This window comes from Geodermatophilus chilensis (assembly GCF_002802985.1).
GTDB classification, from domain to species: domain Bacteria; phylum Actinomycetota; class Actinomycetes; order Mycobacteriales; family Geodermatophilaceae; genus Geodermatophilus; species Geodermatophilus chilensis.
The window spans coordinates 1-22,167 of the sequence record NZ_NVPT01000055.1; the positions used below are offsets into that span (position 1 = coordinate 1).

Annotated in this window: 24 protein-coding genes; 16 read left to right on the plus strand and 8 right to left on the minus strand. The window is 75.4% G+C overall.

What is annotated here, in order from left to right; translation table 11 throughout:
- From CNO22_RS11260 to CNO22_RS11270, 3 genes are all read right to left on the minus strand, one after another.
- A partial coding sequence (locus CNO22_RS11260) for a beta-ketoacyl-[acyl-carrier-protein] synthase family protein (protein WP_100499458.1) occupies window positions 1-695 on the minus strand: 695 nt, incomplete at its 3' end.
- A 19-nt stretch (window positions 696-714) separates the two neighbouring features.
- Window positions 715-1,470: a methyltransferase domain-containing protein gene (locus tag CNO22_RS11265; protein WP_100499459.1), complete on the minus strand. Its 756-nt coding sequence runs from the start codon at window positions 1,468-1,470 to the stop codon at window positions 715-717.
- Window positions 1,471-1,479: 9 nt separating this feature from the next.
- Window positions 1,480-1,827, minus strand: coding sequence for a DUF3140 domain-containing protein (locus CNO22_RS11270; RefSeq protein WP_100499460.1), 348 nt, complete (start codon window positions 1,825-1,827; stop codon window positions 1,480-1,482).
- 81 nt (window positions 1,828-1,908) lie between these two features.
- Here CNO22_RS11270 and CNO22_RS11275 point away from each other — a divergent pair, with 81 nt between their 5' ends.
- From CNO22_RS11275 to CNO22_RS11295, 7 genes are all read left to right on the plus strand, one after another.
- The gene (locus tag CNO22_RS11275; protein WP_100499461.1) at window positions 1,909-2,406 is read left to right on the plus strand and encodes a DUF6328 family protein; all 498 of its coding nucleotides are present in this window, start codon (window positions 1,909-1,911) and stop codon (window positions 2,404-2,406) included.
- A gap of 22 nt (window positions 2,407-2,428) precedes the next feature.
- Window positions 2,429-3,562 (plus strand): ribokinase, encoded by a 1,134-nt coding sequence (locus CNO22_RS11280; protein ID WP_232806960.1) that lies wholly within the window; start codon window positions 2,429-2,431, stop codon window positions 3,560-3,562.
- A gap of 141 nt (window positions 3,563-3,703) precedes the next feature.
- The gene (locus tag CNO22_RS27640) at window positions 3,704-3,844 is read left to right on the plus strand and encodes a hypothetical protein (protein WP_157936909.1); all 141 of its coding nucleotides are present in this window, start codon (window positions 3,704-3,706) and stop codon (window positions 3,842-3,844) included.
- A 179-nt stretch (window positions 3,845-4,023) separates the two neighbouring features.
- A complete protein-coding gene (locus tag CNO22_RS11285; RefSeq protein ID WP_100499462.1) occupies window positions 4,024-4,644 on the plus strand; it encodes a TetR/AcrR family transcriptional regulator in 621 nt (206 codons plus the stop codon).
- Between the two features lie 330 nt (window positions 4,645-4,974).
- Window positions 4,975-5,400 carry a hypothetical protein gene (locus CNO22_RS11290; RefSeq protein ID WP_100499463.1) on the plus strand — a complete coding sequence of 142 codons (426 nt, stop codon included), beginning with the start codon at window positions 4,975-4,977 and terminating at the stop codon, window positions 5,398-5,400.
- An 87-nt stretch (window positions 5,401-5,487) separates the two neighbouring features.
- A complete protein-coding gene (locus CNO22_RS28295; protein WP_198588258.1) occupies window positions 5,488-5,652 on the plus strand; it encodes a hypothetical protein in 165 nt (54 codons plus the stop codon).
- Window positions 5,653-5,689: 37 nt separating this feature from the next.
- Window positions 5,690-6,025 (plus strand): lipopolysaccharide assembly protein LapA domain-containing protein, encoded by a 336-nt coding sequence (locus tag CNO22_RS11295; protein WP_100499464.1) that lies wholly within the window; start codon window positions 5,690-5,692, stop codon window positions 6,023-6,025.
- 21 nt (window positions 6,026-6,046) lie between these two features.
- On the opposite strand, the gene CNO22_RS11300 is transcribed toward CNO22_RS11295, so the two are convergent.
- Window positions 6,047-6,220 carry an EAL domain-containing protein gene (locus CNO22_RS11300; protein ID WP_100499465.1) on the minus strand — a complete coding sequence of 58 codons (174 nt, stop codon included), beginning with the start codon at window positions 6,218-6,220 and terminating at the stop codon, window positions 6,047-6,049.
- 133 nt (window positions 6,221-6,353) lie between these two features.
- Here CNO22_RS11300 and CNO22_RS11305 point away from each other — a divergent pair, with 133 nt between their 5' ends.
- The 6 genes from CNO22_RS11305 (at window position 6,354) to CNO22_RS11330 (ending at window position 12,935) form a co-directional block, all read left to right on the plus strand.
- Window positions 6,354-8,198: an acyl-CoA dehydrogenase gene (locus tag CNO22_RS11305; protein WP_100499466.1), complete on the plus strand. Its 1,845-nt coding sequence runs from the start codon at window positions 6,354-6,356 to the stop codon at window positions 8,196-8,198.
- Window positions 8,199-8,450: 252 nt separating this feature from the next.
- Window positions 8,451-8,702, plus strand: coding sequence for a hypothetical protein (locus tag CNO22_RS11310; protein ID WP_100499467.1), 252 nt, complete (start codon window positions 8,451-8,453; stop codon window positions 8,700-8,702).
- Complete coding sequence (locus CNO22_RS11315; RefSeq protein WP_100499468.1) at window positions 8,702-8,896, plus strand: hypothetical protein; 195 nt, start codon at window positions 8,702-8,704, stop codon at window positions 8,894-8,896. The genes CNO22_RS11310 and CNO22_RS11315 overlap by 1 nt, the downstream gene beginning before the upstream one ends.
- A 257-nt stretch (window positions 8,897-9,153) precedes the next feature.
- The gene (locus CNO22_RS11320; protein WP_100499469.1) at window positions 9,154-9,909 is read left to right on the plus strand and encodes a 3-hydroxybutyrate dehydrogenase; all 756 of its coding nucleotides are present in this window, start codon (window positions 9,154-9,156) and stop codon (window positions 9,907-9,909) included.
- Window positions 9,894-11,909: a helix-turn-helix domain-containing protein gene (locus CNO22_RS11325; RefSeq protein ID WP_232806961.1), complete on the plus strand. Its 2,016-nt coding sequence runs from the start codon at window positions 9,894-9,896 to the stop codon at window positions 11,907-11,909. The genes CNO22_RS11320 and CNO22_RS11325 overlap by 16 nt, the downstream gene beginning before the upstream one ends.
- 15 nt (window positions 11,910-11,924) lie before the next feature.
- A complete protein-coding gene (locus tag CNO22_RS11330) occupies window positions 11,925-12,935 on the plus strand; it encodes a 3-methyladenine DNA glycosylase (protein WP_232806962.1) in 1,011 nt (336 codons plus the stop codon).
- Between the two features lie 73 nt (window positions 12,936-13,008).
- Here the strand turns inward: CNO22_RS11330 and CNO22_RS11335 are convergent, their stop codons facing one another.
- A complete protein-coding gene (locus CNO22_RS11335; protein WP_100499470.1) occupies window positions 13,009-14,667 on the minus strand; it encodes a tannase/feruloyl esterase family alpha/beta hydrolase in 1,659 nt (552 codons plus the stop codon).
- 189 nt (window positions 14,668-14,856) lie between these two features.
- Between CNO22_RS11335 and CNO22_RS11340 the strand changes: the two genes are divergently transcribed.
- On the plus strand, window positions 14,857-15,687 hold the full coding sequence (locus CNO22_RS11340) for a tyrosine-protein phosphatase (RefSeq protein ID WP_100499471.1): 831 nt from the start codon (window positions 14,857-14,859) through the stop codon (window positions 15,685-15,687).
- A gap of 36 nt (window positions 15,688-15,723) precedes the next feature.
- Here the strand turns inward: CNO22_RS11340 and CNO22_RS11345 are convergent, their stop codons facing one another.
- The 3 genes from CNO22_RS11345 to CNO22_RS11350 form a co-directional block, all read right to left on the minus strand.
- A complete protein-coding gene (locus CNO22_RS11345; protein ID WP_232806963.1) occupies window positions 15,724-17,775 on the minus strand; it encodes a diguanylate cyclase domain-containing protein in 2,052 nt (683 codons plus the stop codon).
- 264 nt (window positions 17,776-18,039) lie between these two features.
- Window positions 18,040-18,189 carry a hypothetical protein gene (locus tag CNO22_RS27645; protein ID WP_157936910.1) on the minus strand — a complete coding sequence of 50 codons (150 nt, stop codon included), beginning with the start codon at window positions 18,187-18,189 and terminating at the stop codon, window positions 18,040-18,042.
- Window positions 18,190-18,488: 299 nt separating this feature from the next.
- Window positions 18,489-20,198 carry a phosphoenolpyruvate--protein phosphotransferase gene (locus CNO22_RS11350; RefSeq protein ID WP_100499473.1) on the minus strand — a complete coding sequence of 570 codons (1,710 nt, stop codon included), beginning with the start codon at window positions 20,196-20,198 and terminating at the stop codon, window positions 18,489-18,491.
- Window positions 20,199-20,381: 183 nt separating this feature from the next.
- Between CNO22_RS11350 and CNO22_RS11355 the strand changes: the two genes are divergently transcribed.
- Together CNO22_RS11355 and CNO22_RS11360 are read left to right on the plus strand one after the other, a co-directional pair.
- Window positions 20,382-21,149, plus strand: coding sequence for a DeoR/GlpR family DNA-binding transcription regulator (locus CNO22_RS11355; RefSeq protein WP_100499474.1), 768 nt, complete (start codon window positions 20,382-20,384; stop codon window positions 21,147-21,149).
- Window positions 21,146-22,165 (plus strand): 1-phosphofructokinase family hexose kinase, encoded by a 1,020-nt coding sequence (locus CNO22_RS11360; protein ID WP_100499475.1) that lies wholly within the window; start codon window positions 21,146-21,148, stop codon window positions 22,163-22,165. The genes CNO22_RS11355 and CNO22_RS11360 overlap by 4 nt, the downstream gene beginning before the upstream one ends.
- The last annotated feature ends 2 nt before the right edge of the window (window positions 22,166-22,167 follow it).

Genomic DNA, 22,167 nt, shown 5'->3' on the forward strand with positions numbered 1-22,167 from the left:
TGGCCGAGGTCGGTGACGTCCCAGGTCATGTGGTCGGCGGTCGAGGGGTCGGTCCGGGCCACCACACCGGCCAGCCGGCGACCCTGCCCCCGCCCCGCCCGCCCGGGCTCCAGGACGACGGCCGTCGCCGCGTCGGAGAACAGCGCGTGGGCGACGACCTGGTCGAGCTCCCGCACCGGCGGCTGCACGTGCAGGCTGGTCAGCTCGCAGCACAGCAGCACGGCCGGGCGGGACCGGGCCTCCACGTAGTCGCCGACCGCGGCGAGGCCGGGGATGGCGGCGTAGCAGCCCATGTGGCCGACCAGCAGCCGCTGCAGCCCCGGCGGCATGCCGAGGTCGCTGGCCAGCCGGATGTCCAGGCCCGGCGTGGCGTAGCCGGTGCAGGTGGCGACGGCGAACAGGCCGACGTCCCCCGGCGCCAGGCCGGCGTCGTCGAGGGCCGCGGCGACGGCCTGCTTGCCCAGCGGCAGGGCCTCCTGCACGTAGCGCTGCATCCGCGCGCCGGTGCTCCACCCGCTGATGTCCTCGTCCAGCGGGTTGGCCACCGCGTGCCGCCGGCGCACCCCGGAACCGGCGAAGACCCGCCGGGCCGCGCGGACGCCGTCGTAGTGGCCGGCGAAGAAGCCGTCCCAGACCGCGTCCTGGTCGATCGTCGTGGGCAGGGCGCGACCGGCACCGGTCAGGACGGCGCTCATCGGCGCAGCTCGGAGGCGCTCATGACCCCGACCGTACGGGCGCCCGGTCGGCCGCGCCGCTCTGTCGGACCTCCTCCCGGCGCCTGCCGTAGCCGGCGAAGACGACGGCGGTGGACCGCACCGGCTTCATGCGCACCGTGCCCCGCCGGCCCAGCCTCCAGGCCAGCGCCTCGCGGAAGGAGGGCCGCAGCCCGACCAGCTCCAGGTCCAGGCCGAGCGCGTCGGCGGCGGCGAGCAGCCGGGCGCGGTCGACGAACAGCGCGGGGTCGTGGATGCCCGGTGGCGGGCCGCCGGGGAGCCGCTCGGCCACGGTGACCATGAGGAAGCGCCCGATCCGGGTGGCCGCCAGTGCGTCGATCACCAGGGTGCCGCCGGGGCGCAGCAGCCGGGCGCACTCGGCGAGCACGCCCACGTCGTCCTCGACGTGTTCGAGGATCTCCCCGGCCACCACGACGTCGGCACACCCGTCGGCCAGCGGGACGGCGAGCACCGACCCGCGCACCGCCAGGACGCCGTGCTCGCGGGCCACCCGCAAGCCCTGCTCACCGAGGTCGACGCCGACGTGCCGGTAGCCGAGCCGGGCGGCGTGCGGTGCCATCAGCCCGCCGCCGCAGGCCAGGTCGACCAGCACCGCGTCCGGGCCGCGCGCCGGCGGGATGTGCTCGGCCCGCGACGCGGCCAGCCAGTGCAGCGCGGCGAACCCGCCGGAGCCCTCCCACCACTGGTCGGCCAGCTCGTCGTACTGGGCGGGGTCGTTCCGGCGCAGCGGGCTCATGCGAGAGGGTCAGCCCTTCTTCATGGGATCGTGGCCCCAGTTCATCAGCGAGTAGCGCCACCGGGAGTGCTCGACGTCCTCCTTGGCCGGCTGCTGGGCCAGGTGGCGGGCGACGTAGCCGTGCACCTTGCGCATGTGGGCGAGGTCGTCGTCGGTCAGGTCCGCCTTCTCCGTCCGCAGCAGCTCCACGATCCGGCGTCCCTCGGCGTGGCCGGTGGACTCCCCCGAACCGTCCCGCTTCTGCCCGACCGACTGCGACTCCTCGGTCTCCAGCCAGCGCTCGAGCTCGGCGGGGGACATGTTCACCGCCTCCTGGAACGCCCGGCGGACGGTGTCCGGGTCCTCGTCGTGGGCCATGCTCGCCTCCGCGGGGTCTGCGCGTGTCGGACCGCGCGTCGGGGTGGGTTGGGGCCGGTCCCCTGGCGGTACCGCAGGTGGGTGGCGCGGAAACGGACCGACGTGGCGGGGGCCGCCGTCGCCCGCGGCCAGACGCCCGAGGAGGTGCTCGACCGCAACCTCGCCGAGCTGCTGCAGGAGATGCGGGTCGCGATCACCGGCGTGCAGATCCTCTTCGCCTTCCTGCTCACTCTGCCGTTCAGCGCCCGCTTCGACGAGCTCGGCGCCTTCGGGACGACGGTCTACGCGGTCACCCTGCTGAGCACCGCGACCGCGACGCTGGTGCTGATCGCGCCGGTCTCCTTCCACCGCACGCTGTTCCGGCAGCGGCGCAAGGAGCAGCTGGTGGCCTTCGCCGACGGCGCGCTGCTGGTGGGCCTGGCGCTGCTCCTGCTGGGCATCGCGGCGGCGGTGCTGCTCGTGCTCGACGTCGTCCTCGGCCGGTGGCCGGCCCTGGCCTGCTGCGCCTTCGTCGTCGTGCTGGGCACCGTGGCGTGGTACGTCGTCCCGCTGCGCCACCGCCGGCCGCGCGACGGCTGAGACGCCGGGGGATGCTGCGCGGGTGCGCGTCACCGTCGTCGGCAGCCTCAACGAGGACGTGCTGGTCCCCGTCCCGCGACTGCCCGGCCGCGGCGAGACCGTGGTGGGGCGGGGGACCGTCCTGGCACCGGGCGGCAAGGGCGCCAACCAGGCCGCGGCGGCCGGCCGGCTCGGCGGCGCGGTGGCCATGGTCGGCCGCGTCGGCGACGACCCGGCCGCCGACCGGCAGCTGGCCGCACTCGCCGACGCCGGGGTCGACGTCACCGCCGTGGCGCGGACGCCGGAGGCCCCCACCGGCAGCGCGACGATCCCGGTCGAGGACGGCAGCGGCGAGAACCTGATCGTCGTCGTCCCGGGGGCCAACGCCGAACTGCGGCCCGCGGACGTCGACGTCGCAGCGGTGCGCGAGGCGCGGGTGGTGCTGCTCCAGCTCGAGGTGCCGCTGGAGACGGTGCAGGCCGCGGCCGCCGTCGCTGCGGGCACCGTCGTCCTCACCCCGGCACCGCCACAGCCGCTGCCGGCCGGGCTGCTCGGGCGGGTCGACGTCCTGGTGCCCAACGAGCACGAGCTGCGGCAACTGGCCGGCGCGCCGGCCGGCGAGCGCAGCCCCGCCGAGCTGGCGCGGCTGGCCCGCTCGCTGACTCCCGGGACCGTGGTGGTCACCCTCGGCGGGCGCGGCGCCCTCCTGGTGCCGGACGACGGCCCGGCGCTGCTGCAGCCGCCGCTGCCGGTGCGGCCCGTGGACACCACCGGCGCCGGCGACGCCTTCTGCGGGGCGCTCGCCGTGGCGCTGGCGACGGGCTCGACCGCGGCCGAGGCGGTGGCGACGGCGGCCACGGCGGCGGCGCTGTCGACCACCGGGGCCGGGGCCCGGGGAGCGCTGCCCGACGCCGCCGCGGTCACGGCCGCACGGTCCCGGCTGCCCGCCGCCGTCCCGGTGGACGTGGCGGTTGACCGGGCGGCCGGCCGGGCACAGGCTCGGCCAGCCGACGACCGAGGAGGCACTCCCGTGAGCGAACCCGAGCAGCCCGCACACACCACCGAACCGGCCGAGGGCGGCGACCCGCCCGGCGAGGAGTCCGGTGGCCAGACGCCGCACCCGGACCAGCCCGCCGAGGGCGGCGACGTGACCGGGGACGGTGCGGACACCCCCTGACCCGGACGGCGCGGACGCGGGTGCGGCTCGCGTCCACGTCCACCGCCGAAGGGTCGTGCGTGACGCATCTCTCCGTCACTCCGGCTCAACTCACCGTCGCGGGTCTGTTTCGTCGCCGACCGCTCGGGGGACGCTGACGTCATGGAGGACACGCAGCACCAGCCCCGAGTAGGCGCCGAGGCTCCCGAGGAGCGCCCGGCCGACGAGTCGCAGGCCCGGCAGGCCTCGACCGCTCCCCTGGCCCGCATGCTGGCCAACCCCCGCCGGACCCGCAGGGCCTGAAGAAGGACCCCGCCCCGGGGATCGGTCGGCCGGCGACGGTCACGGATCATCACACCCGTCCCACCGATCCCCGGGGTCCCGGTCAACCCGGACGCACCTCGTCACTCACAGCAACCACCTGTCGGCCGGTACCGGCGTGCCGCGAACTGCTCCGTCACGCTCTGCGGCAGCATCGCCGCGTGACCGCAGCCGCCATCCCCCTCGCCGCCGACGACGTCTCGGTTCCCGTCCGCCGGAGCCGGGCCGAGCGGCAGGCCATCGTCCTGGACACCGCCGAGCGGCTCTTCGCCAGCCGCAGTTCGCGCAGCGTCGGCATGGACGAGCTGGTCCGCGAGACGGGGCTGGGCAAGATGACCGTCTACCGGCTGTTCAAGAGCAAGGACGACCTCGTCGGCGCCTACCTCGCGCGCAGGGCGGCCACCGTGCTCGCCCTCATCGACGCCGACCTCGAGCGCCTCGCCGACGACCCGCGGGCGGCGCTGCTGTCGGTGGTCGACACCGTCGAGGCCGACGTCACCCGCACCGGCTTCCGCGGCTGCCCGTTCACCAACGTCAGCAGTGAGTACGACGACCCCCAGCACCCCGCGCGCAGCGCTGCCGCCGACTACAAGTTCGAGCTGCACGCCCGGCTCGAGCGCCTCGCCGAGCAGGTCGCCCCGGGGTCGGGTGAGGACCTCGCCGCGCACGTGCACCTGATCATCGACGGGATGTACCTCTCCGGCGGGCTGCTGGGCCCCGACGGCCCCGCCTCGCACGGCCGTCAGCTGGCCGAGCGGCTCATCGACATCGCCGCGGGCTGAGTTCACTGCGGTCCTCCGGACCGCACCGCGACCACGTGCCGTCCCCCACGGCGCTGAGCCCGTCCGCCACCACTCCTCGGGGACCCTCCGGGCCCCGCTCCTCGGGTGACACCGCGACCACGTGCCGTCCCCCACGGCGCTGAGCCCGTCCGCCACCACTCCTCGGGGACCCTCCGGGCCCCGCTCCTCGGGTGACACCGCGACCACGTGCCGTCCCCCACGGCGCTGAGCCCGTCCGCCACCACTCCTCGGGGACCCTCCGGGCCCCGCTCCTCGGGGACCCTCCGCGGTCGTCCAGCGGGGACCCTCGGGACATCGCAGGATGAGGCCGTGAGCACCGACCGCAGCCGGCCCGACCTCGACGACACCACCGTGGAGGGCCTCGGCAAGCTCTCCGAAGCCCTCGAGACGATCGAGCAGGCGCGCGGCCAGCTGTACGGGTTCCACCAGCACTCCGGCAAGGCCGACCTGCTGCTCCAGGACGCCGTCGAGCTCCTCCGCAAGGCCGGCCACACCCAGCTCGCCGACGACCTCGACCGCGACCTCGTCGGCCGCAACGTCATCGCCGACCGCTGGACCTTCCAGATCGTCGAGGACTACGACGCCAACTACTGGTCGGTCTTCCGCGCCTTCGACGAGCGCGCCCGCGACGAGCTGGCCGGCGGCGACCGGCACGTCTACGAGGCGCGGATGAAGCAGCGCGAGCGCACCAAGGGCCACCCGAACCACGAGGCCGGCCCGGTCCTCGACGAGTAGGGGTGACATCGCGGTCCTCCGGACCGCACCGCCGGCCGGGTGCCGTCCCCGGTCGCCGTCCGGACGGCACCGCCGGAGACTGGGGCCATGACCATGCCGGAGCCCGACGAACCACGCGACGCCCAGCCCCTCGGCAGCGAGGTGGCCCCGCCCGGCGACCCGGAGTCCCAGGGCGGCACCTCCGGCCCGGCCGACGGCGTCGCGGGTCCGAGCTGGCCGCCGGCCGAGACCGAGCCCGACGCGCACCACTGACCGTGCGCGCGGCGGCGGCGAGGACCAGACTCGACCCGTGACCGCTCCCGGGCCCGACCCTCTGCGCGCTCCGACCGGCACCCCTGGGACGACCGCCGGTCCGGCCGCCCCCGGCCCCGCTCCGGCCGACCGGACGACGTCCGAGCGCTCCCCCGCCCGGACCATCGGGCGCACGCTCGCGTTGTCGCTGCTCCTCTTCGTGACCGTCGTCCTCGTGCTGTTCGTCGTCTACAACAACCAGACGGTCGAGATCAGCCTGGTGTTCGTCGACGTCCGGGCGCCGCTGGTCCTGGCGCTCGTGATCGCCGCGGCGCTCGGCGGCCTGCTGGTCGGCCTCGCCGGCCTGGTGCTGCGCGCCCGCCGTCGCTCCTGAGCGGCGCACGGCCGCCGGCGGTCAGCCCCCGGCCGTCGTGAGGACCGGACGCGACGGGGCGGCCGCCGGCTCGAGGTGCCCGGGCACCGCGGCGGCCGGCATGGGACGGGCGATGAGGAAGCCCTGGGAGGCGTCGCAGCCGATGGCGCCGAGCGTGGCCAGCTGCTCGGTGGTCTCGACCCCCTCCGCGCCCACCGAGGGGGTGCGGCGCCCCGCGCCGTCCGCACTCGGCCGGGCGGTGCTTGCCCTCGGTTACCGGCCGGTAATACCGTCTGGTACCCGCGCGTACCGGCCGCGGGTCAGGCACGGATGACCGGGAGCCACAGGCATGGGCCACTACACCGCAAACCTGCGGGACCTCCAGTTCAACCTCTTCGAGTTCCTCGACACCAAGGACCGGTTCGGCACCGGGCCGTTCGCCCAGATGGACGTCGAGACCGCGCGCGGCGTGCTGGCCGAGATCCGCCGGCTGGCCGAGGGCCCGATCGCGGAGTCCTTCGTCGATGCCGACCGCAACCCGCCGGTGTTCGACCCGGCCACCTCCTCGGTGACGCTCCCCGAGAGCTTCAAGCGGTCGGTGCGGGCCGTCGAGGACGGCGACTGGTTCGCCCTCGGCCTGCCCGAGCACCTCGGCGGCTTCGGCGCCCCGCACGCGCTGACCTGGGCGGCCTTCGAGATGGTGCTCGGCGCCAACCCCGCCGTGTTCATGTACGGCTCCTGGGCCGCCTTCGCCGCGATCCTCGACGAGCTCGGCACCCCCGACCAGAAGCGGCTGGCGCAGCTCATGCTCGAGCACAAGTGGGGCGCCACCATGGTCCTCACCGAGCCCGACGCCGGCTCCGACGTCGGCGCCGGCCGGACCAGGGCCGTCCGCCAGGACGACGGCTCGTGGCACGTCACCGGCGTCAAGCGGTTCATCACCTCGGCCGAGCACGACCTGAGCGACAACATCGTCCACCTGGTGCTCGCCCGTCCCGAGGGCGCGGGGCCGGGCACCAAGGGGCTCTCGCTGTTCGTCGTCCCCAAGTTCCACGTCGACCTCGGGACCGGCGCCCTCGGCGAGCGCAACGGCGTGTACGTCACCAACGTCGAGAAGAAGATGGGCCTGAAGGTCTCCACGACCTGCGAACTGACCTTCGGCGCGACCGACGTCCCGGCGAAGGGCTGGCTGGTCGGCGAGGTGCACGACGGCATCGCGCAGATGTTCGAGGTCATCGAGCACGCCCGGATGTTCGTCGGCGCCAAGGCGATCGCCACGCTGTCGGCCGGCTACCTGGTGGCCCTCGACTATGCGAAGAACCGCGTCCAGGGCGCCGACCTGACGGCGACGTCGAAGGACGCCCCGCGGGTCCCCATCACCAGACACCCCGACGTGCGCCGCTCGCTGATGCTGCAGAAGTCCTACGCCGAGGGCATGCGGGCGCTGTACCTGTACGCCGCCACCTTCCACGACCGGGTGACCGAGGCCGAGGCCGCCGGCACCGCCGACAGCGAGGAGGCGAAGCTGGCTGCGCGCGTCAACGACCTGCTGCTGCCGGTGGTCAAGGGCTTCGGCTCCGAGCGCGCCACCCAGCTGCTCACCGCGGAGTCGCTGCAGACCCTCGGTGGCAGCGGCTACCTGCAGGACTACCCGATCGAGCAGTACATCCGCGACTCCAAGATCGACACCCTCTACGAGGGCACCACGGCGATCCAGGGCCAGGACTTCTTCTTCCGGAAGATCGTCAAGGACGGCGGCGTCGCACTGACCTGGCTGGCCGAGCAGGTCCAGGCCACGATCGACGCCGAGGCCGGCAACGGCCGCCTCAAGGAGGAGCGCGCGGCCCTGGCCACCGCCCTCGCCGAGGTGCAGGCGATGCTCACCGCGATGTTCGGCCACCTCGGCGAGGCGCAGGAGGACCTCACCGCGCTGTACGAGGTCGGCCAGAACACCACCCGGCTGCTGCTGGCCACCGGCGACCTCGTCACCGCCTGGCTGCTCGTGCGCCAGGCCGAGGTGGCGCTCGGCGCCCTGGCCGGCGAGGTGACGACCCCGGACCGGCACTTCTACGAGGGCAAGCTGGCCGCCGCCCGGTTCTTCACCACCCAGGTACTGCCGCGACTGTCGTCGGAGCGGGCCATCGTCGAGAACACCGACAACGCGCTCATGGAGGTCGACGAGGCCGCGTTCTGAGCTCACTGTCGCCCTACCGGACGACACCGCGGCCAGATGCCGTCCCCGACCGCCGCTGAGCCGCTGCCCGTGTCCCGATCGGGGGACCCTCCGGGCCCCCGCGACCGGTCCACCGCAGCCAAATGCCGTCCCCGACCGCCGCTGAGCCGCTGCCCGTGTCAGGACGGCGACCGGGCGGTGAGGTCGGCGGGCCGTTTCGGGCCTGCACATGCGGGCATGGCCTCTGTGACAGCCGTCGGACAGGAGGCTCCCGTGAGCGACCCCCAGGGCAGCGACCGGATCCAGCAGGACATCCCCACCGCATCGGGCACCGGCGACAACAGCAGCACCGGCTCGGGCTTCGAGGACGTCCCCCTCACCCGCGAGGAGGCGATCGAGCGCGACGCCGCGACGGACGACGACCTCCCCGCCCGTGCCGACTCCGACATCGCCCGGGCCCGGACGGACGGTCCGTCCGGCGAGGTCTCGGGCCCCGCCCCCCGATCCGGAGGTAGAGACATCTGATGAGCGAGTCCGAGAACACCGGCTACCGCGAGTCCCCTGACACGACCGACGGCCCCAGCGCCGGCAACCTGGTCGACGGCGTCCCCGGCGAGGACCGATCGGACGGTGGTGAGCGCGACGAGGTCACGCTCACCACCGACGACGACGCCCAGCGCGACGACGGCACCATCCGCCCGGGCAACATCCCGGACTGAGGAAGGCACCCTCCTGGGCGTCCCCGCACAGGCTCGGGGACGCCGAGCAGGGGCCGGACGGCGCGCCCATGTGCTGCGCGCCCGCACCCGGGACTGCGGCCATGTGTTCGCCCACCACGCACAGAGGGCACGACCCGCCGTCCCGCTGTGGGGTGTCGCTCGCACGGGTGGTGTGGTCCGCCACCACCCCGGAACGGCAGGGTGTGTGGCCCCCACACCGTGCGGGTGGACGACGGGACCGCTTAGCCTTCCGCGACATGGCGGACTCAGGAACCCTCAGCGGGCGGCGGGCCCTCGTCACCGGCGGCGCCTCGGGTATCGGTCGGGCGTGCGCCGTCCGGCTGGCCCGAGCTGGTGCCGACGTGGTCGTCGTCGACCGCGACGCCGAGGCGGCGGAGGCGGTGGCCCAGGCGGTCGGGGGGACGGCGGTCGCCGTCGACCTCTCCGACCTCGACGCGGTCGGCACCCTGGACCTCGATGTGGACGTGCTGGTCAACAACGCCGGGCTGCAGCACGTGGCCCCGCTGCACGAGTTCCCGGTGGACCGCTTCTCGCTGATCCTGCGGCTGATGCTGGAGACCCCGTTCCGGCTGGTCCGCGGCGCACTGCCGCACATGTACGGCCGCGGCTGGGGGCGGGTCGTCAACATCAGCTCGGTCCACGGGCTGCGGGCCTCGGCCTACAAGAGCGCCTACGTCACCGCCAAGCACGGCCTCGAGGGGCTGTCGAAGGTGATCGCGCTCGAGGGCGCCCCGCACGGGGTCACCTCCAACTGCGTCAACCCCGCCTACGTGCGCACCCCGCTGGTGGAGAACCAGATCGCCGACCAGGCGAAGGCGCACGGCCTGTCCGAGGACGCGGTCGTCGAGCAGGTCATGCTCGCCCCCGCAGCGGTCAAGCGGCTGATCGAGCCCGAGGAGGTCGCCGAGGCGGTCGCCTACCTGTGCTCCCCGGCCGCCACGTCGATCACCGGCAGCTCCCTGGTCATGGACGGCGGGTGGACCGCGCACTGATGAAGGACCTTCTGCCCCCCACTGTGGAAGGACCCCGTCCTACCCACCCTTCGCGAGCTCAGGGCGGGACCCGGGACGGGGCCGCGGCGGGGCCCGGCAGGGGGCCGGCAGCGGCGTCCGGCCGGCTCGACGGCGCCACGGAGTACTTCGCGCTGCTGCTGGAGGAGGCGGCGGCGATCGAGTTCGAGGGGCCGGTCGTGCGGGCCCGCGCGGCCGGCGCCGACGTCGCGACGCTGGCCGGGCTGGAGCGGGCCAAGCTGCTGGCCCTGCAGGTGCGCGACGCGTTCGCCGCGCGGCGCCGCCGGGAGTCCGAGCTCGCCGCACTGTTCGACACCGCCGGCGACCTCGCCTCGCTGCGCAGCGTCGACGACGTGCTCACCGCGATCGTCCGCCGGGCCCGGCAGCTGCTGGGCAGCGACGTCTCCTACCTGACCCTGCACGACGACGCCCACGGCGACACGTACATGCGGGTGACGGATGGCTCCGTCTCGGCCCGGTTCCAGGCGCTCCGGCTGCCGATGGGCGCCGGCCTCGGCGGGTTGGTCGCGCAGACCGCCGCCCCTTACGCCACCGCCCGCTACTTCGCCGACCCGCGCTTCCAGCACACCGACGAGATCAACGGGGGCGTCGCCGAGGAGGGCCTGGTCGCCATCCTCGGGCTGCCGCTGGTCCGCGGCTCGCGGGTGATCGGGGTGCTCTTCGCCGCCGACCGCACCGAGCGGCTCTACGACCGCTCCGAGGTCTCGCTGCTGGGCTCGCTGGCCGCGCACGCGGCGATCGCGCTGGACAACGCCCGCCTGCTGGAGGAGACCCGGTCGGCGCTCGACGAGCTCTCGACGGCCACCCGGGAGCTGCGCGCCCACACCGCCTCGGTCGAGCGGGCCGCGGGCGCGCACGACCGGTTCATCGACATCGTGCTCCGCGGCGGCGGGGTGGAGGACGTCGCGGCCGCCGTCACCGAGGCGCTCGGCGGGCGGATCACCATCCTCGACGAGCACGGCCGCGGCACGCCGTCCCCCGGGTCGGACGGCGACCTGCCACCCGACCCCGCGGCCGCCCTCGCCCGCTCGACCGGCCGGACCGTCCGCGACGGGGACTGGTGGACCGCCGCAGTCACCGTGGGCGCCGAGCTGCTCGGCGGCCTGGTGCTGCACCGGGACGACGAGCTGACCGACTCCGACCAGCGGATCCTCGAGCGCGCCGCGATGGTCACCGCGCTGCTGCTGCTCATCCGTCGTACCGCCAGCGAGGCCGAGGGCCGGGTGCGCGGCGAGCTGCTGGAGGAGCTGCTCGGGCCGGTGCTGCGCGACCCCGACGGGCTGCGGGAGCGCGCCCGCCGGCTCGGCGCGGACCTCGACCGGCCGCACGCCGTCGTCGTCGCCCTCGTCGAGGAGCGCTGCCGGGGCCGGGCGCTGGCCCAGGCCACCCACCTGGCCGCCGTCCGCGGCGGGCTGGCCGGGCTGCACGACGGGCGGGTCGTGCTGTGCCTGCCCGGACAGGAGCCCGGCGCCGCGGCGGCCCAGGTGTGCCGGGAGCTCACCACGGCCGCCGGCCGGCCGGTGACCGTCGGCGGCGCCGGACCGGCGGAGGGGCCGGTCGCGGTCTCCTCGGCGCACCGGGAGGCCCAGCGCTGCGCCTCGACGATGGTCGCGCTCGGCCGGGAGGGGCAGGCGGCCGGCACTGACGAGCTGGGCTTCGTCGGACTGCTGGTCGGCGAGGGCCGGGACGTGCGCGGCTTCGTCACCGCCACGCTCGGCCCGGTGCTGGACTACGACGAGCGGCGCGGCACCGACCTGGTCGGGACGCTGCGGGCCTGGTTCGACGCGGGTGGCTCCCCGGCCCGCGCGGCCGAGACCCTGCAGGTGCACGTCAACACCGTCACCCAGCGCCTGGAGCGGGTGGGCCGGCTGCTGGGCCGCGAGTGGTCGGCGCCGGAGCGGGCCCTGGAGGTGCACCTGGCGCTGCGGCTGCACCGGCTCACCGGTCCGGCCGCCCCCTGAGGGCCACCTCCCCTGGTGGAAGGATCCCGTCCTCCCCACCCTTCGCAGGCTCAGGGCGGGGCCCGGGACGGGTCCACCCGAGGCCCGGGGACGCCCTGGAAGGGGCCACCTAACCTGGAGCAGTGCCTCCTGCCGGCGGACCGGTGGACGGCACTGGCGCGGGCGCACGCGGAGCGGGCCGACGCGCTGACCGCCGGGCACCGGGCCCGCCGCGCGACCGGTACCCGCCACCCGGTCGAGGACTTCCTCTACGAGTACTACAGCGCCCGCCCGACGCAGCTGCGCCGCTGGCACCCGGGGGCCGGGGTGGCGCTCGAGCCTGGCGCCGACGGCCCGGCATCGCACGCCGACTGGCGCTGGTACGCCACCGGCGACGACGGCGCGGTCGCCCTGGACGTCGACGCCTTCGTGGCCGACCGCGGGGACACCGTCGCCTTCGTCGGCCGGCTGCTGGCCGCGACCGCGGCCCGGCCCGCGCACACCGGGTGCTTCGGGCTGCACGAGTGGGCGATGGTCTACCGGGCCGACGAGCGCCGGCACCCGCTGCCCCTGCGGCTGGGCCAGGCCGGCACCGACGCCGTCGTCGAGGCCCACCCGGTGCGCTGTTCGCACTTCGACGCGTTCCGGTTCTTCACGCCCGCCGCGGTCGGCCGCAACCGGCTGCGGCCCACCCGGGCCACGCAGGTCGAGATGGAGCAGCCGGGCTGCCTGCACGCGACCATGGACCTCTACAAGTGGGCCTACAAGCTCGGCCCCGCCGTCCCCGGCGACCTGTTGCTGGACTGCTTTGTGCTGGCCGCCGACGTCCGCGAGCTGGACATGCGGGCCTCGCCGTACGACCTGCGCGCGGCCGGCTACGAGCCGGTCGCCATCGAGACGCCGGAGGGCAAGGCCCGGTACGTCGCCGCCCAGCGGGAGTTCGCCCGCCGCGGCGCCGAGCTGCGGTCCCGGCTGCTCGGCGTGTGCCATGACCTCGTCGGCCGGCCGGCCGACACCGCGGCCACCTGCCGTCCCGACCTGCGCTGAGCCGCCCCGTGACCGGCCGGGACCGGCGCGGCGTGTCGACCGCGCTGGTCCCGGCCGGGCCGGGGGAGCGGTGTCACCCCGTCGCGCAGTCGAAGCTGCTCGCCAGGTCGGGGCTCCCCGTGCCGCTGTACCGCGGGTAGGCCGGGTACTCGCACAGTGGCCGCGTCCGGGTGGCGCCGGGGTTGGTGTCCCGGACGACGGGGTCGGCCGGTGCCGCGTTCCTCGTCACCCAGCGGTCGAGCGCGGTCAGGGAGTCCCAGCCGGCGGCGAACGGCGTGGCGAGGTTGGCGTGGTTGGCGCCGGGGACCAGGTAGAAGCGGGCGAAGGCGTCGACCCGGCGCTGTCCCATGTCCTGCACCAGGCGGTTCCAGTACTCGATCGTGGCCCGGTGGCTGACCAGCTCGTCCGCCGTCCCGTGCAGCAGCAGGAGCCGGCCGCCGTTCCGCGTGAACTGCCGGAGGTCGGTGCTGTTGACGTCCTGCAGCGCGGTGAGGTCGGAGATGCGCTGCTCCCAGGGGCCCGGGGCGAGCGGGTCGAGGGACAGGGAGTCGTACCCCGCGTCCCGGGTCACGGCGTACTTGATCCACGCGTCCCAGAACTGCATGCCGTAACCGGCCGTCTTGGGCATCGGGTTCGCCGGGGCGGTCGTGCCGAGGCCGAGCAGGGGCGTCGACATCCTGGCGCCGGAGAGGTACGGGAAGCCGGGGTAGCCGGTCTCCCTGCTGGCCAGCTCGTACGGGTACGTGATCGCGCTGGAGATGGCGCGGATCGCCGTGAGCTGCGCGTCGGACAGGCAGGTGTCGCCCGAGTCCTGCCCCGTGGGGCACCGGAGGGCGACGGGGTCGTACCGGCAGGCGGGCTCGTTGCCGATGACGCCGTCCTGCACCCCGTCCAGGTCGTCGCAGGCGCGCATGACGGCGTCGTAGAGCAGGACCTGCTGCGCCGGCCGGGGGAACGCCCCCGGTGCGGCGAGCTGGCGGGTCATGTGGCCGAAGTAGAGGTCGAGAGCGGCGGCGTTGAAGGCGGGGTAGACGCTGATGACCCCGTCGAAGTCCCGGCCCCAGCGCTGCGCGACGGCGAGCGCCTCGCGCCCGCCGGTGGAACCACCGGCGAAGTAGGTGTGTCGCGGGGCCGTGCGGTCGTAGTACCGCCCGATGAGGAAGACGGCGGCGTCGTGGGTCTTCTTCAGCGCGTCACCGGCGAAGTTGCGCAGCGCCTCGTCGTTGGCGAGGAACTCGCCGTACAGCGATCGGGTCGGCAGGAAGTCGGCGGGAGCCTGGTGCCCGGAGTCGCTGGCGAAGGTCGCGTACCCGCGGCCGAGCGGCCGCGGCGCGTCGGTGGGCCCGAAGGGGACGTTCCCGTCGACCGCCGGGATGGTCCCGTTGTACCCGCCCCCACCGAACATCAGGGCCTTGTGGTTCCACGTGGTGGGGAGCGCGACCTGCATCTGGATGTCGGGCGCCGCGGGGTCCACCGGGTGCAGCGCGGCGCTCACCTTGCAGTGCTCACCGATCGCCGTGGCGCCGACGCCGGACGCGGGGACGACGGAGGCGGCGGTCACCTCGCCGCCGGTCGTCGGCAGGCCCATCGCGTCCGCGGGGATGACCACCCCCTCCAGCGCGGCGCACCGGGCGGCGACGTCGGCGGCACCCGCCGGCTGCGCCCAGCCGAGTGAGGCGACGAGGGCGAGGCCCACCCCGGCCGCTGCGGTCCTGGCTCTGGTCGGGCGCATGGGGCTCCTGTCGGTCGACGTGGACGCGCGGACGACGACGCCCACCGTGGACACGGAGTGGGCGGGATCACACCGTAGGGAGCGGCGCACGGCAGGCCCACGTGGCCGGGCCCCACAGTCGCGGGCCGGGCTGTGGCGTGGGCACCCACACCCGAACCGGCACTCCGCGGCGCGACGTACCGTCGGAGCGTGACGCCCGTATCCACCGACCGCTGGCTGCGACTCGACGGGACGACCAACACCCGCGACCTCGGCGGCCTGCCCACCACCGACGGCGGGACGACGGTCCCCGGCCGGGTGCTGCGCAGCGACAACCTGCAGACGCTCAGCGAGGACGACGTCCGCCGGCTGGTGGACGACGTGCGGCTGCGCGAGGTGGTCGACCTGCGCACCACCGCGGAGGTGCTGCTGGAGGGCCGCGGTCCGCTGCGCGCGGTGCCCGAGGTGACGCACCGGCACTTCACCCTGCTGCCCGAGCGCGGCCACCACACCGACGTGTTCGCCGTCGAGGAGGCCGACGTCCCGGAGCTCCCGACCGACTGGGCCGAGTCGATCCTGCCGCGGCAGGTGGACGAGGGCGACCAGGGCGAGCCGCCGGCGGTGCGCTCCTACCTCGGCTACCTGGCGCACCGGCCGGACAACGTGGTCGCCGCGCTGAGCGCCCTGGCCGCGCCCACGGACGGCGCCACGGTCGTGCACTGCGCCGCGGGCAAGGACCGCACCGGGGTCGTGGTCGCCTTCGCGCTCGCCGTCGCCGGCGTCCCGCACGAGGAGATCGTCGCCGACTACGCGCTGACCGCCGAGGTCATCGACGACCTGGTCGCCAAGCTGGCGGCGTCACCGACCTACGCCGAGGACATGGTGCGCCGCGACGTCGCCAGCCACACCCCGCGGGCGGGGACGATGCGGCGGGTGCTCGAGCTGCTCGACGAGCGGTACGGCGGCCCGCAGGGCTGGCTCACCGAGCACGGCTTCGGCCCCGAGGAGCAGGCCGCCTTGCGCGCCCGCCTCCGCGCCTGAACCCCGCGGCGATTTCCGCGGAAATCGCCGGTCGCTTCAGGCGCCGGTGCCGTCGCGGCCGGCGTGCTTGTGGCGGTACATGTCGGCGTCCGAGGCGCGCAGCAGCGCGTCGGCGTCGCCCTGATCGCCACCGTGGACGGCGACGCCCACGCTGGTGCCGACGGCGACATGGACCCCCTCGAGCCGGAAGGGCTCGTCGAAGCAGGCCAGCACGCGGGCGACGACGCGGTCGGCGTCCTCCGGCCGGGGGAGGGCGGGCAGCAGGACGGCGAACTCATCGCCGCTGAGCCGCCCCACCAGGTCGCCGGGGCGGATCGCGGCCCGCAGCCGGGCGGCGACCTGGCGCAGCAGTTCGTCACCGGCGGCGTGGCCGAGGGAGTCGTTGACCGACTTGAACCGGTCGAGGTCGCAGAACAGCACGCCGACGTGCTGGTCCGCGGGGGTGGTGGCCAGCGCCTCGCCGACCCGGTCGAGGAAGAGCATCCGGTTGGGCAGCCCGGTGAGCGCATCGTGGGTGGCCTGGTGCCGCACGGTCTCCAGCAGCCGGGCCCGCTGCAGCGCGGTCGCGGCCTGGTCGCCGACACCGCGCAGGCGGTGCAGCACGTCGCCGGCGAGGACGGCGGGCGCGCGCCCGGCCGGCCAGCTCGCGGTGGCCACGCCGAGGAAGGTGCGCCCGGCCAGGACCGGGACGGCGACCACGTCGGTGAGCTCCAACGCCTCCAGCAGGGACCGCAGCAGTGGGCTGCTGGACTCCGGTCGCAGGAACCGCGGCTCCCGGTCGGTGAGCATCCCGACCAGCTCCGGCACCTCCTCGGCGGGCAACGCCGTCGCGTGCATGATTCGGCGGTGCTCCTCGACGGGGTCCACGTGGGCGGCCGTGCGCAGGCACCCCTCGGCCGGGTCCCACAGCAGCACCGCGGCGCTGTCGCAGCCGACGACGTGGGGCAGCGCCGCGGCCACCACCGCGCACACGTCCACGGCGTCGGTGGCACCGGCGAGCTCGTGGGCCAGGGTGAGCAGCGTCCCGGCGCGGTCGGCCTCTTGCCGGGAACTCTCCAGCGCCATGACCAGGTCGAGCGCGGCCGCGGCGTAGCCGGCGTAGGCGCCCAGCATCTGGCGCTCGTGCCCGAAGCCGCCGTCGCCGGGGCGGTAGACCGTGGCCAGCCGGCCGTGCACCCGCCGGGCGGAGGCGACGTCGACCGCGACGACGTTCGGGCCCGGGTCGGCGCCGGCCAGCAGCGTGGCGGCCAGCGCGTCGACCTGGTGCTGCGGCAGGCCGGCGCCGCGCACCAGCGCCGGGCCGCCCGCGGGGTCGGCCACCGCGAGCACCCAGCTCGGGGCCAGCACCGCCTCGGCGGCCTTCTCGATGATGCGCTGCAGGACCGTCTCGACGTCCTCGCTGGCGACCAGGTCGGCAGCGGCGGACTGCAGGATGCGCAGCTGCTCGCGCAGGGCGAGCAGCTCGGGGACGTCGTCGTCGGCGCGGCGGCGTGCGCCCAGCCGCCGGCGGCGCTCCCAGGTCAGGTGGTAGACGCAGACGGGGTGCCCGTCGGACTCGCACTCGGTGTGCACCAGCTGCGCCGGTGGCAGCCCGAAGATCGTCGGCACCATGCCGATGAGCCCCTGGGCGTACTCGCAATCCAGCCGGGAGTGCCGGTAACCGTCGTGCAGGCGGTAGCTGAGCGTCGCGTGGGTGGCGCCGGACTCGAGGACCCGCATCGTCGAGGTCGTGGAGAATTTGGCCACGGCACGCGGCAGCTGGCGGTACACCTGGCGCGGTGAGCCCATCGCCCGGATGAGCAGCACCAGGGCCGGGGTCAGGCTGTGGCCCAGGGCCTCGCGACCGACGCGGAACATGGTCTGCGCGTCGTCGAGCACCTCGGTGGCGGCGGCGAACAGCTGGATGCGGGTGTCGTAGCTGGTCCAGTGCGACGGCAGTTCGAGCTCGGCGGCGGTGAAGGGCACGCCGGCGCGGCGCAGCACCTCCGCGACCGCGTCGTCCCCGCCCTGCTGGCGGACGTAGCTCAGCAGCAGCCCCGTGGTCGCGCCAGACGTCTCCCGGGCCTCGGACACTGCGGGGCCGCTCACCTGCGGCCACCCGTTCTGCTCACGCCCGTCCCATCGGCACGGGGGGTGCGCGGGTTGACCGGTCACACCCCCAAGGGGGGACGGCGGAGCGGGCGCCGGCAGGTACGTCACAGGGGTGTGACCTGCGCGGTCGGGGAAGCGACCCCCCTGACGCCGAGCTCGCACGCGCGGCGGGACCCGGGACCGGGCGGACAGCGAGCGACCCCGGTCTCCGTGCAGGAGGCCGGGGTCGCGCATCGACCCCTCCACGAGGAGGGGTCCTTCTCAGCGGAGGGAGAACCCGCTGCTGTTCGCCATCGTCAGCAGCTCGTCGCGCATCGCCGGGCTGCTGCTGCGCGCGAGGGCGCGGTCGAGCGCCCGGCGCGTCCGCGCCGCCTGCCGACGCCGCCGCCAGCTGGAGGTCACGCTGTTCATGTCTCGCTGCCTTCTTTCCGGTCTCGTGAGGACGACACCCTGAGCAATGCAGGTGCAGCCCCGATTATTCCGAAGAAAGCCAGGCCGGACGCGTGACACAGCGATGATCCGTCGATCCACGGGCGTGACATCGCCCTCAGCCGACGATGGCCCCGGTCGCCCCCCGCGCCCCGGTCCGCCCGTTGCTCGCAGAGCTCCCGGCGGTGCTGCCGGGCCGTCAGGCGACGGTGACATCGGTCGCCTTCCGCGCCCGAGTCCGCTCCTCGCCCGCAGAGCTCGCTGCGATGCTCCCCAGGCCGTCAGGCGACGCCCAGCTCCCGGCGCGCGGCCGCGCGGGCGGCGTACGGGTCGTCGGTCAGCAGGGCCGCCTCCGCCGCCCGCCGGCAGGCGTCGCTGTCGACGACGGCCAGCCGGGCGCCCACCCCGGCGATCGACGAGGCCGCGCACGACAGCGAAGTGACGCCGAGGCCGACGAGGACGCAGGCCAGCAGCGGGTCGGCGGCGGCCTCCCCGCAGACGCCGACCGGCTTCCCGGTGCGGCGGCCGGCCTCGGCGGTGAGCTGCACCAGCGCGAGCAGCGCCGGCTGCCACGGGTCGGTGAGGTCGGCGAGGTCGGCGGAGAGCCGGTCAGCGGCCAGCGTGTACTGCGAGAGGTCGTTGGTGCCGATCGACAGGAAGTCGACGTGCTGCAGCAGTCGCTCGGCTATCAGCGCCGCCGACGGCACCTCGATCATCACGCCGGGGGTGAGCCCGCGGGCGCGCACCCGCGCGGCGAAGTCCGCGGCCTCGGCGACGGTGGCCACCATCGGCGCCATCACCCACGGTGCGGCGCCGGCCCGGCGGGCCCCCTCGGCGATTGCGTCCAGCTGCCGCTCCAACAGGCCGGGGTCGCGGCGGGCGACGCGCAGCCCGCGGACGCCGAGGGCCGGGTTCTCCTCGTCGGGCATCGTGGCGAAGGCCAGCGGCTTGTCCGACCCGGCGTCCAGCGTGCGGACGACGACCCGCCGGCCATGGAAGGCCTCGAACACCTCGGCGTAGCCCGCCGCCTGCTCCTCCACCGAGGGCTCCTCGGCCCGGCTGAGGAAGGCCAGTTCGGTGCGCAGCAGCCCGACGCCCTCGGCGTGCCTGGCCGCGGCGGTCCGCGCCCCGGCGCCGTCCTGCACGTTGGCCAGCACCCTGACCTCGAGCCCGTCCCGGGTGCGGCCCGGGCCGCGGTAGCCGGCCAGCGCCGCCGCGGCGGCCTCCGCGGCCGCCACCCGGGCGCGCGCCTCCTCGGGGTCCGGGTCGACGGTCACCGTGCCGCGCTCGCCGTCGAGCAGCACGGTGGCGCCCTCCGGGACGTCGTCCAGGCCGCCGACGGCGACCACGCATGGCAGCCCCAGCTGGCGGGCGATGATCGCGGTGTGGCTGGTCGTGCCGCCCAGCCGGGTGGCCAGGCCGGTGATGCGGGTCGGGTCCAGCCCGGCGGTGTCGGCCGGCGCGAGGTCCTCGGCCAGCAGCACCGACGGCTGCTCCGGGCTGGGGACGCCGGGCTCCCCCTGCCCGGTGAGCTGGGCGACGATCCGGTCCCGGACGTCGCGGACGTCGGTCACCCGCTCGGCCATGAGCCCGCCCAGGCCGGCGAACAGGTCGACGAACTGCTGGGCGGCCTGCACGGTGGCGACGGCGGCGGGCGTGCCGGCGTCGATCCGCTGCTCGACCGCCGAGAGCAGGCCGCGGTCGCGGGCCAGGCCGGCGGTGGTGGCCAGCACCTCCGCGCTCACCCCGGTCGCCGCGCCGGCGCGCTCGGTCAGCCGGTCGGCCACCACGCCGGCGGCCGCCGCGAAGCGCTCCTTCTCCCCCGCCCGCTCCTCCTCGGCGACCACGGCGCCGTCGTCGCCCGGCAGCACGACCGCACCCGACGGGCGGACGACGGGGCCCCAGGCCACCCCCGGGACGACCGGCGTGCCGGGCAGCACCACCGGGCCGCCGGTCGACGGGGTGACGGTTCCAGGAGCGTGGGTGGTCATGGCTGCCTCGCACGGGGGTCGGGGTCCGGAGCACGGGCCGGGAGAACTCTGTGGTCCGGCTATGACCAGAGTCACGAAGAGGTGTTGACTTGTCAACGGATCGGACGTAGAACAACGCCAACACAACACCAAGGCAACACAAACGGGCAACCGATGTGTGCTACTGGGCCAGGGAGGTGGAACGTGTACGCCGAGGAGCGTCAGCAGACGATCGCCGCGCTGGTCGCCGACCGCGGCCGGGTCTCGGTCACCGCGCTCGCCGAGGAGTTCGGCGTCACCACCGAGACCGTGCGCCGCGACCTCGCCGTGCTCGAGCGATCCGGGATGCTGCGCCGCGTGCACGGCGGCGCCGTCCCGGCCGGCGCGCTCACCTACGTGGAGACCGCGCTCGGCGAGCGGCACGGCACCCGCAGCGAGCAGAAGCGCAAGATCGCCACCGCCGCGCTGGACCTGCTGCCCGACGCCGACGGCAGCCTGCTGCTCGACGGCGGCAGCTCCACGGCCGCCCTGGCCGACGTCCTCCCCGGCGACCGCCGGCTGCTGGTCGCCACCCACTCGGTGCCGGTCGCCGCCCGGCTGGCCGCCGCCCCCGGCGTCGACCTGCACGTCCTGGGCGGGCGGGTCCGCGGGATCACCCAGTGCGCCGTCGGCGACCGGACCGTCGCCACCCTCGCCGACCTGCGGGTGGACGTCGCCTTCCTCGGCGCCAACGGCATCACCCCCGACCACGGCTTCACCACCCCCGACGAGGCGGAGGCCGCGGTGAAGCGGGCCATGATCCGCGCCGGGCAGAAGGTCGTCGTCCTGGCCGACAGCAGCAAGCTCGGCCGCGAGCACCTCGTGCGCTTCGCGACGTCGGCCGACGTCGACGTCCTGGTCACCGACGCCGAGGCCGCGCCGGCCGACCTCGCCCGTCTCGAGGACGCCGGGATCGAGGTCGTGGTCGCATGAGTGGGCGCATCGTCACCCTCACCGCCAACCCCAGCCTGGACCGGACGCTCTCGCTGCCCGGCCCGCTGGTGCGCGGCGGCGTGGCCCGCCTGGCGCCGAGCTCCACCGAGCCCGGCGGCAAGGGCGTGAACGTCGCCCGCGCGATCGCCGCTGCCGGCGGGGACGTCGTCACGGTGCTGCCCGCAGCCGACGACGACCCGATCGTGCGCGCGCTGCGTGGGCTGGACCTGCCGATGGCCACGGTCCCCATCGCCACGCCGGTGCGCACCAACTACACGCTGGCCGAGCCCGACGGCACCACCACCAAGCTCAACGAGCCCGGCGCCCCGCTGGACGACGAGGCCCGGGGTGCGCTGACGATCGCGCTGCACCAGCACGCCGAGGGCGCCCGCTGGGTGGTGCTCTCCGGCTCGCTGCCGCCCGGCACGCCGCTGGACTGGTACGCCCACCTGGTCCGCTCGCTGCGCGACACCGGCGCGAGGATCGCCGTCGACACCTCCGAGGCGCCGCTGCTGGCCCTGCTGGCCGCCGGCCCGGACGCCGCACCGGACCTGCTCAAGCCCAACTCCGAGGAGCTCGCCCAGCTCTCCGGCGTCCCCGAGGCGCACCTCACCGCCAACCGCGCCACCGCGCTGGCCGCCGTCGACACGCTGCACGCGCGGGGCGTGGGCGAGGTGCTGCTGACCCTCGGTGCCGACGGCGCGCTGCTGTCCTGCGCCGAGGGCGTCTGGTCGGCCACCCCGCCGCGGATCGCCGTCCGCAGCACCGTCGGCGCCGGTGACTGCAGCCTGGCCGGCCACGTGCTGGCCGACCTGGCCGGCGCCGGGCCGGCCGAGCGGCTGCGCAGCGCGGTCGCGTACGGCGCGGCCAGCGCCTCCCTGCCCGGTTCCGCCGTCCCCACGCCCGAGCAGGTCGCCGCCCTCGACGTCGAGGTCACCACCGTCCGGACCGAGGGCCTGCCCAGCACCACCGCACCGCGCACCACCGTCCCGGCCGCCGGCCGCGACGTCCGCTGACC

What these genes read in the sequence shown, in the direction of transcription:
- CNO22_RS11265 (WP_100499459.1), bottom strand. Translation starts at nt 1,470, where the DNA reads ATGAGCCCGCTGCGCCGGAACGACCCCGCCCAGTACGACGAGCTGGCC.
- CNO22_RS11270 (WP_100499460.1), bottom strand. Translation starts at nt 1,827, where the DNA reads ATGGCCCACGACGAGGACCCGGACACCGTCCGCCGGGCGTTCCAGGAG.
- CNO22_RS27640 (WP_157936909.1), top strand. Translation starts at nt 3,704, where the DNA reads ATGGAGGACACGCAGCACCAGCCCCGAGTAGGCGCCGAGGCTCCCGAG.
- CNO22_RS28295 (WP_198588258.1), top strand. Translation starts at nt 5,488, where the DNA reads ATGACCATGCCGGAGCCCGACGAACCACGCGACGCCCAGCCCCTCGGC.
- CNO22_RS11305 (WP_100499466.1), top strand. Translation starts at nt 6,354, where the DNA reads ATGGGCCACTACACCGCAAACCTGCGGGACCTCCAGTTCAACCTCTTC.
- CNO22_RS11315 (WP_100499468.1), top strand. Translation starts at nt 8,702, where the DNA reads ATGAGCGAGTCCGAGAACACCGGCTACCGCGAGTCCCCTGACACGACC.
- CNO22_RS11320 (WP_100499469.1), top strand. Translation starts at nt 9,154, where the DNA reads ATGGCGGACTCAGGAACCCTCAGCGGGCGGCGGGCCCTCGTCACCGGC.
- CNO22_RS11335 (WP_100499470.1), bottom strand. Translation starts at nt 14,667, where the DNA reads ATGCGCCCGACCAGAGCCAGGACCGCAGCGGCCGGGGTGGGCCTCGCC.
- CNO22_RS27645 (WP_157936910.1), bottom strand. Translation starts at nt 18,189, where the DNA reads ATGAACAGCGTGACCTCCAGCTGGCGGCGGCGTCGGCAGGCGGCGCGG.
- CNO22_RS11350 (WP_100499473.1), bottom strand. Translation starts at nt 20,198, where the DNA reads ATGACCACCCACGCTCCTGGAACCGTCACCCCGTCGACCGGCGGCCCG.
- CNO22_RS11360 (WP_100499475.1), top strand. Translation starts at nt 21,146, where the DNA reads ATGAGTGGGCGCATCGTCACCCTCACCGCCAACCCCAGCCTGGACCGG.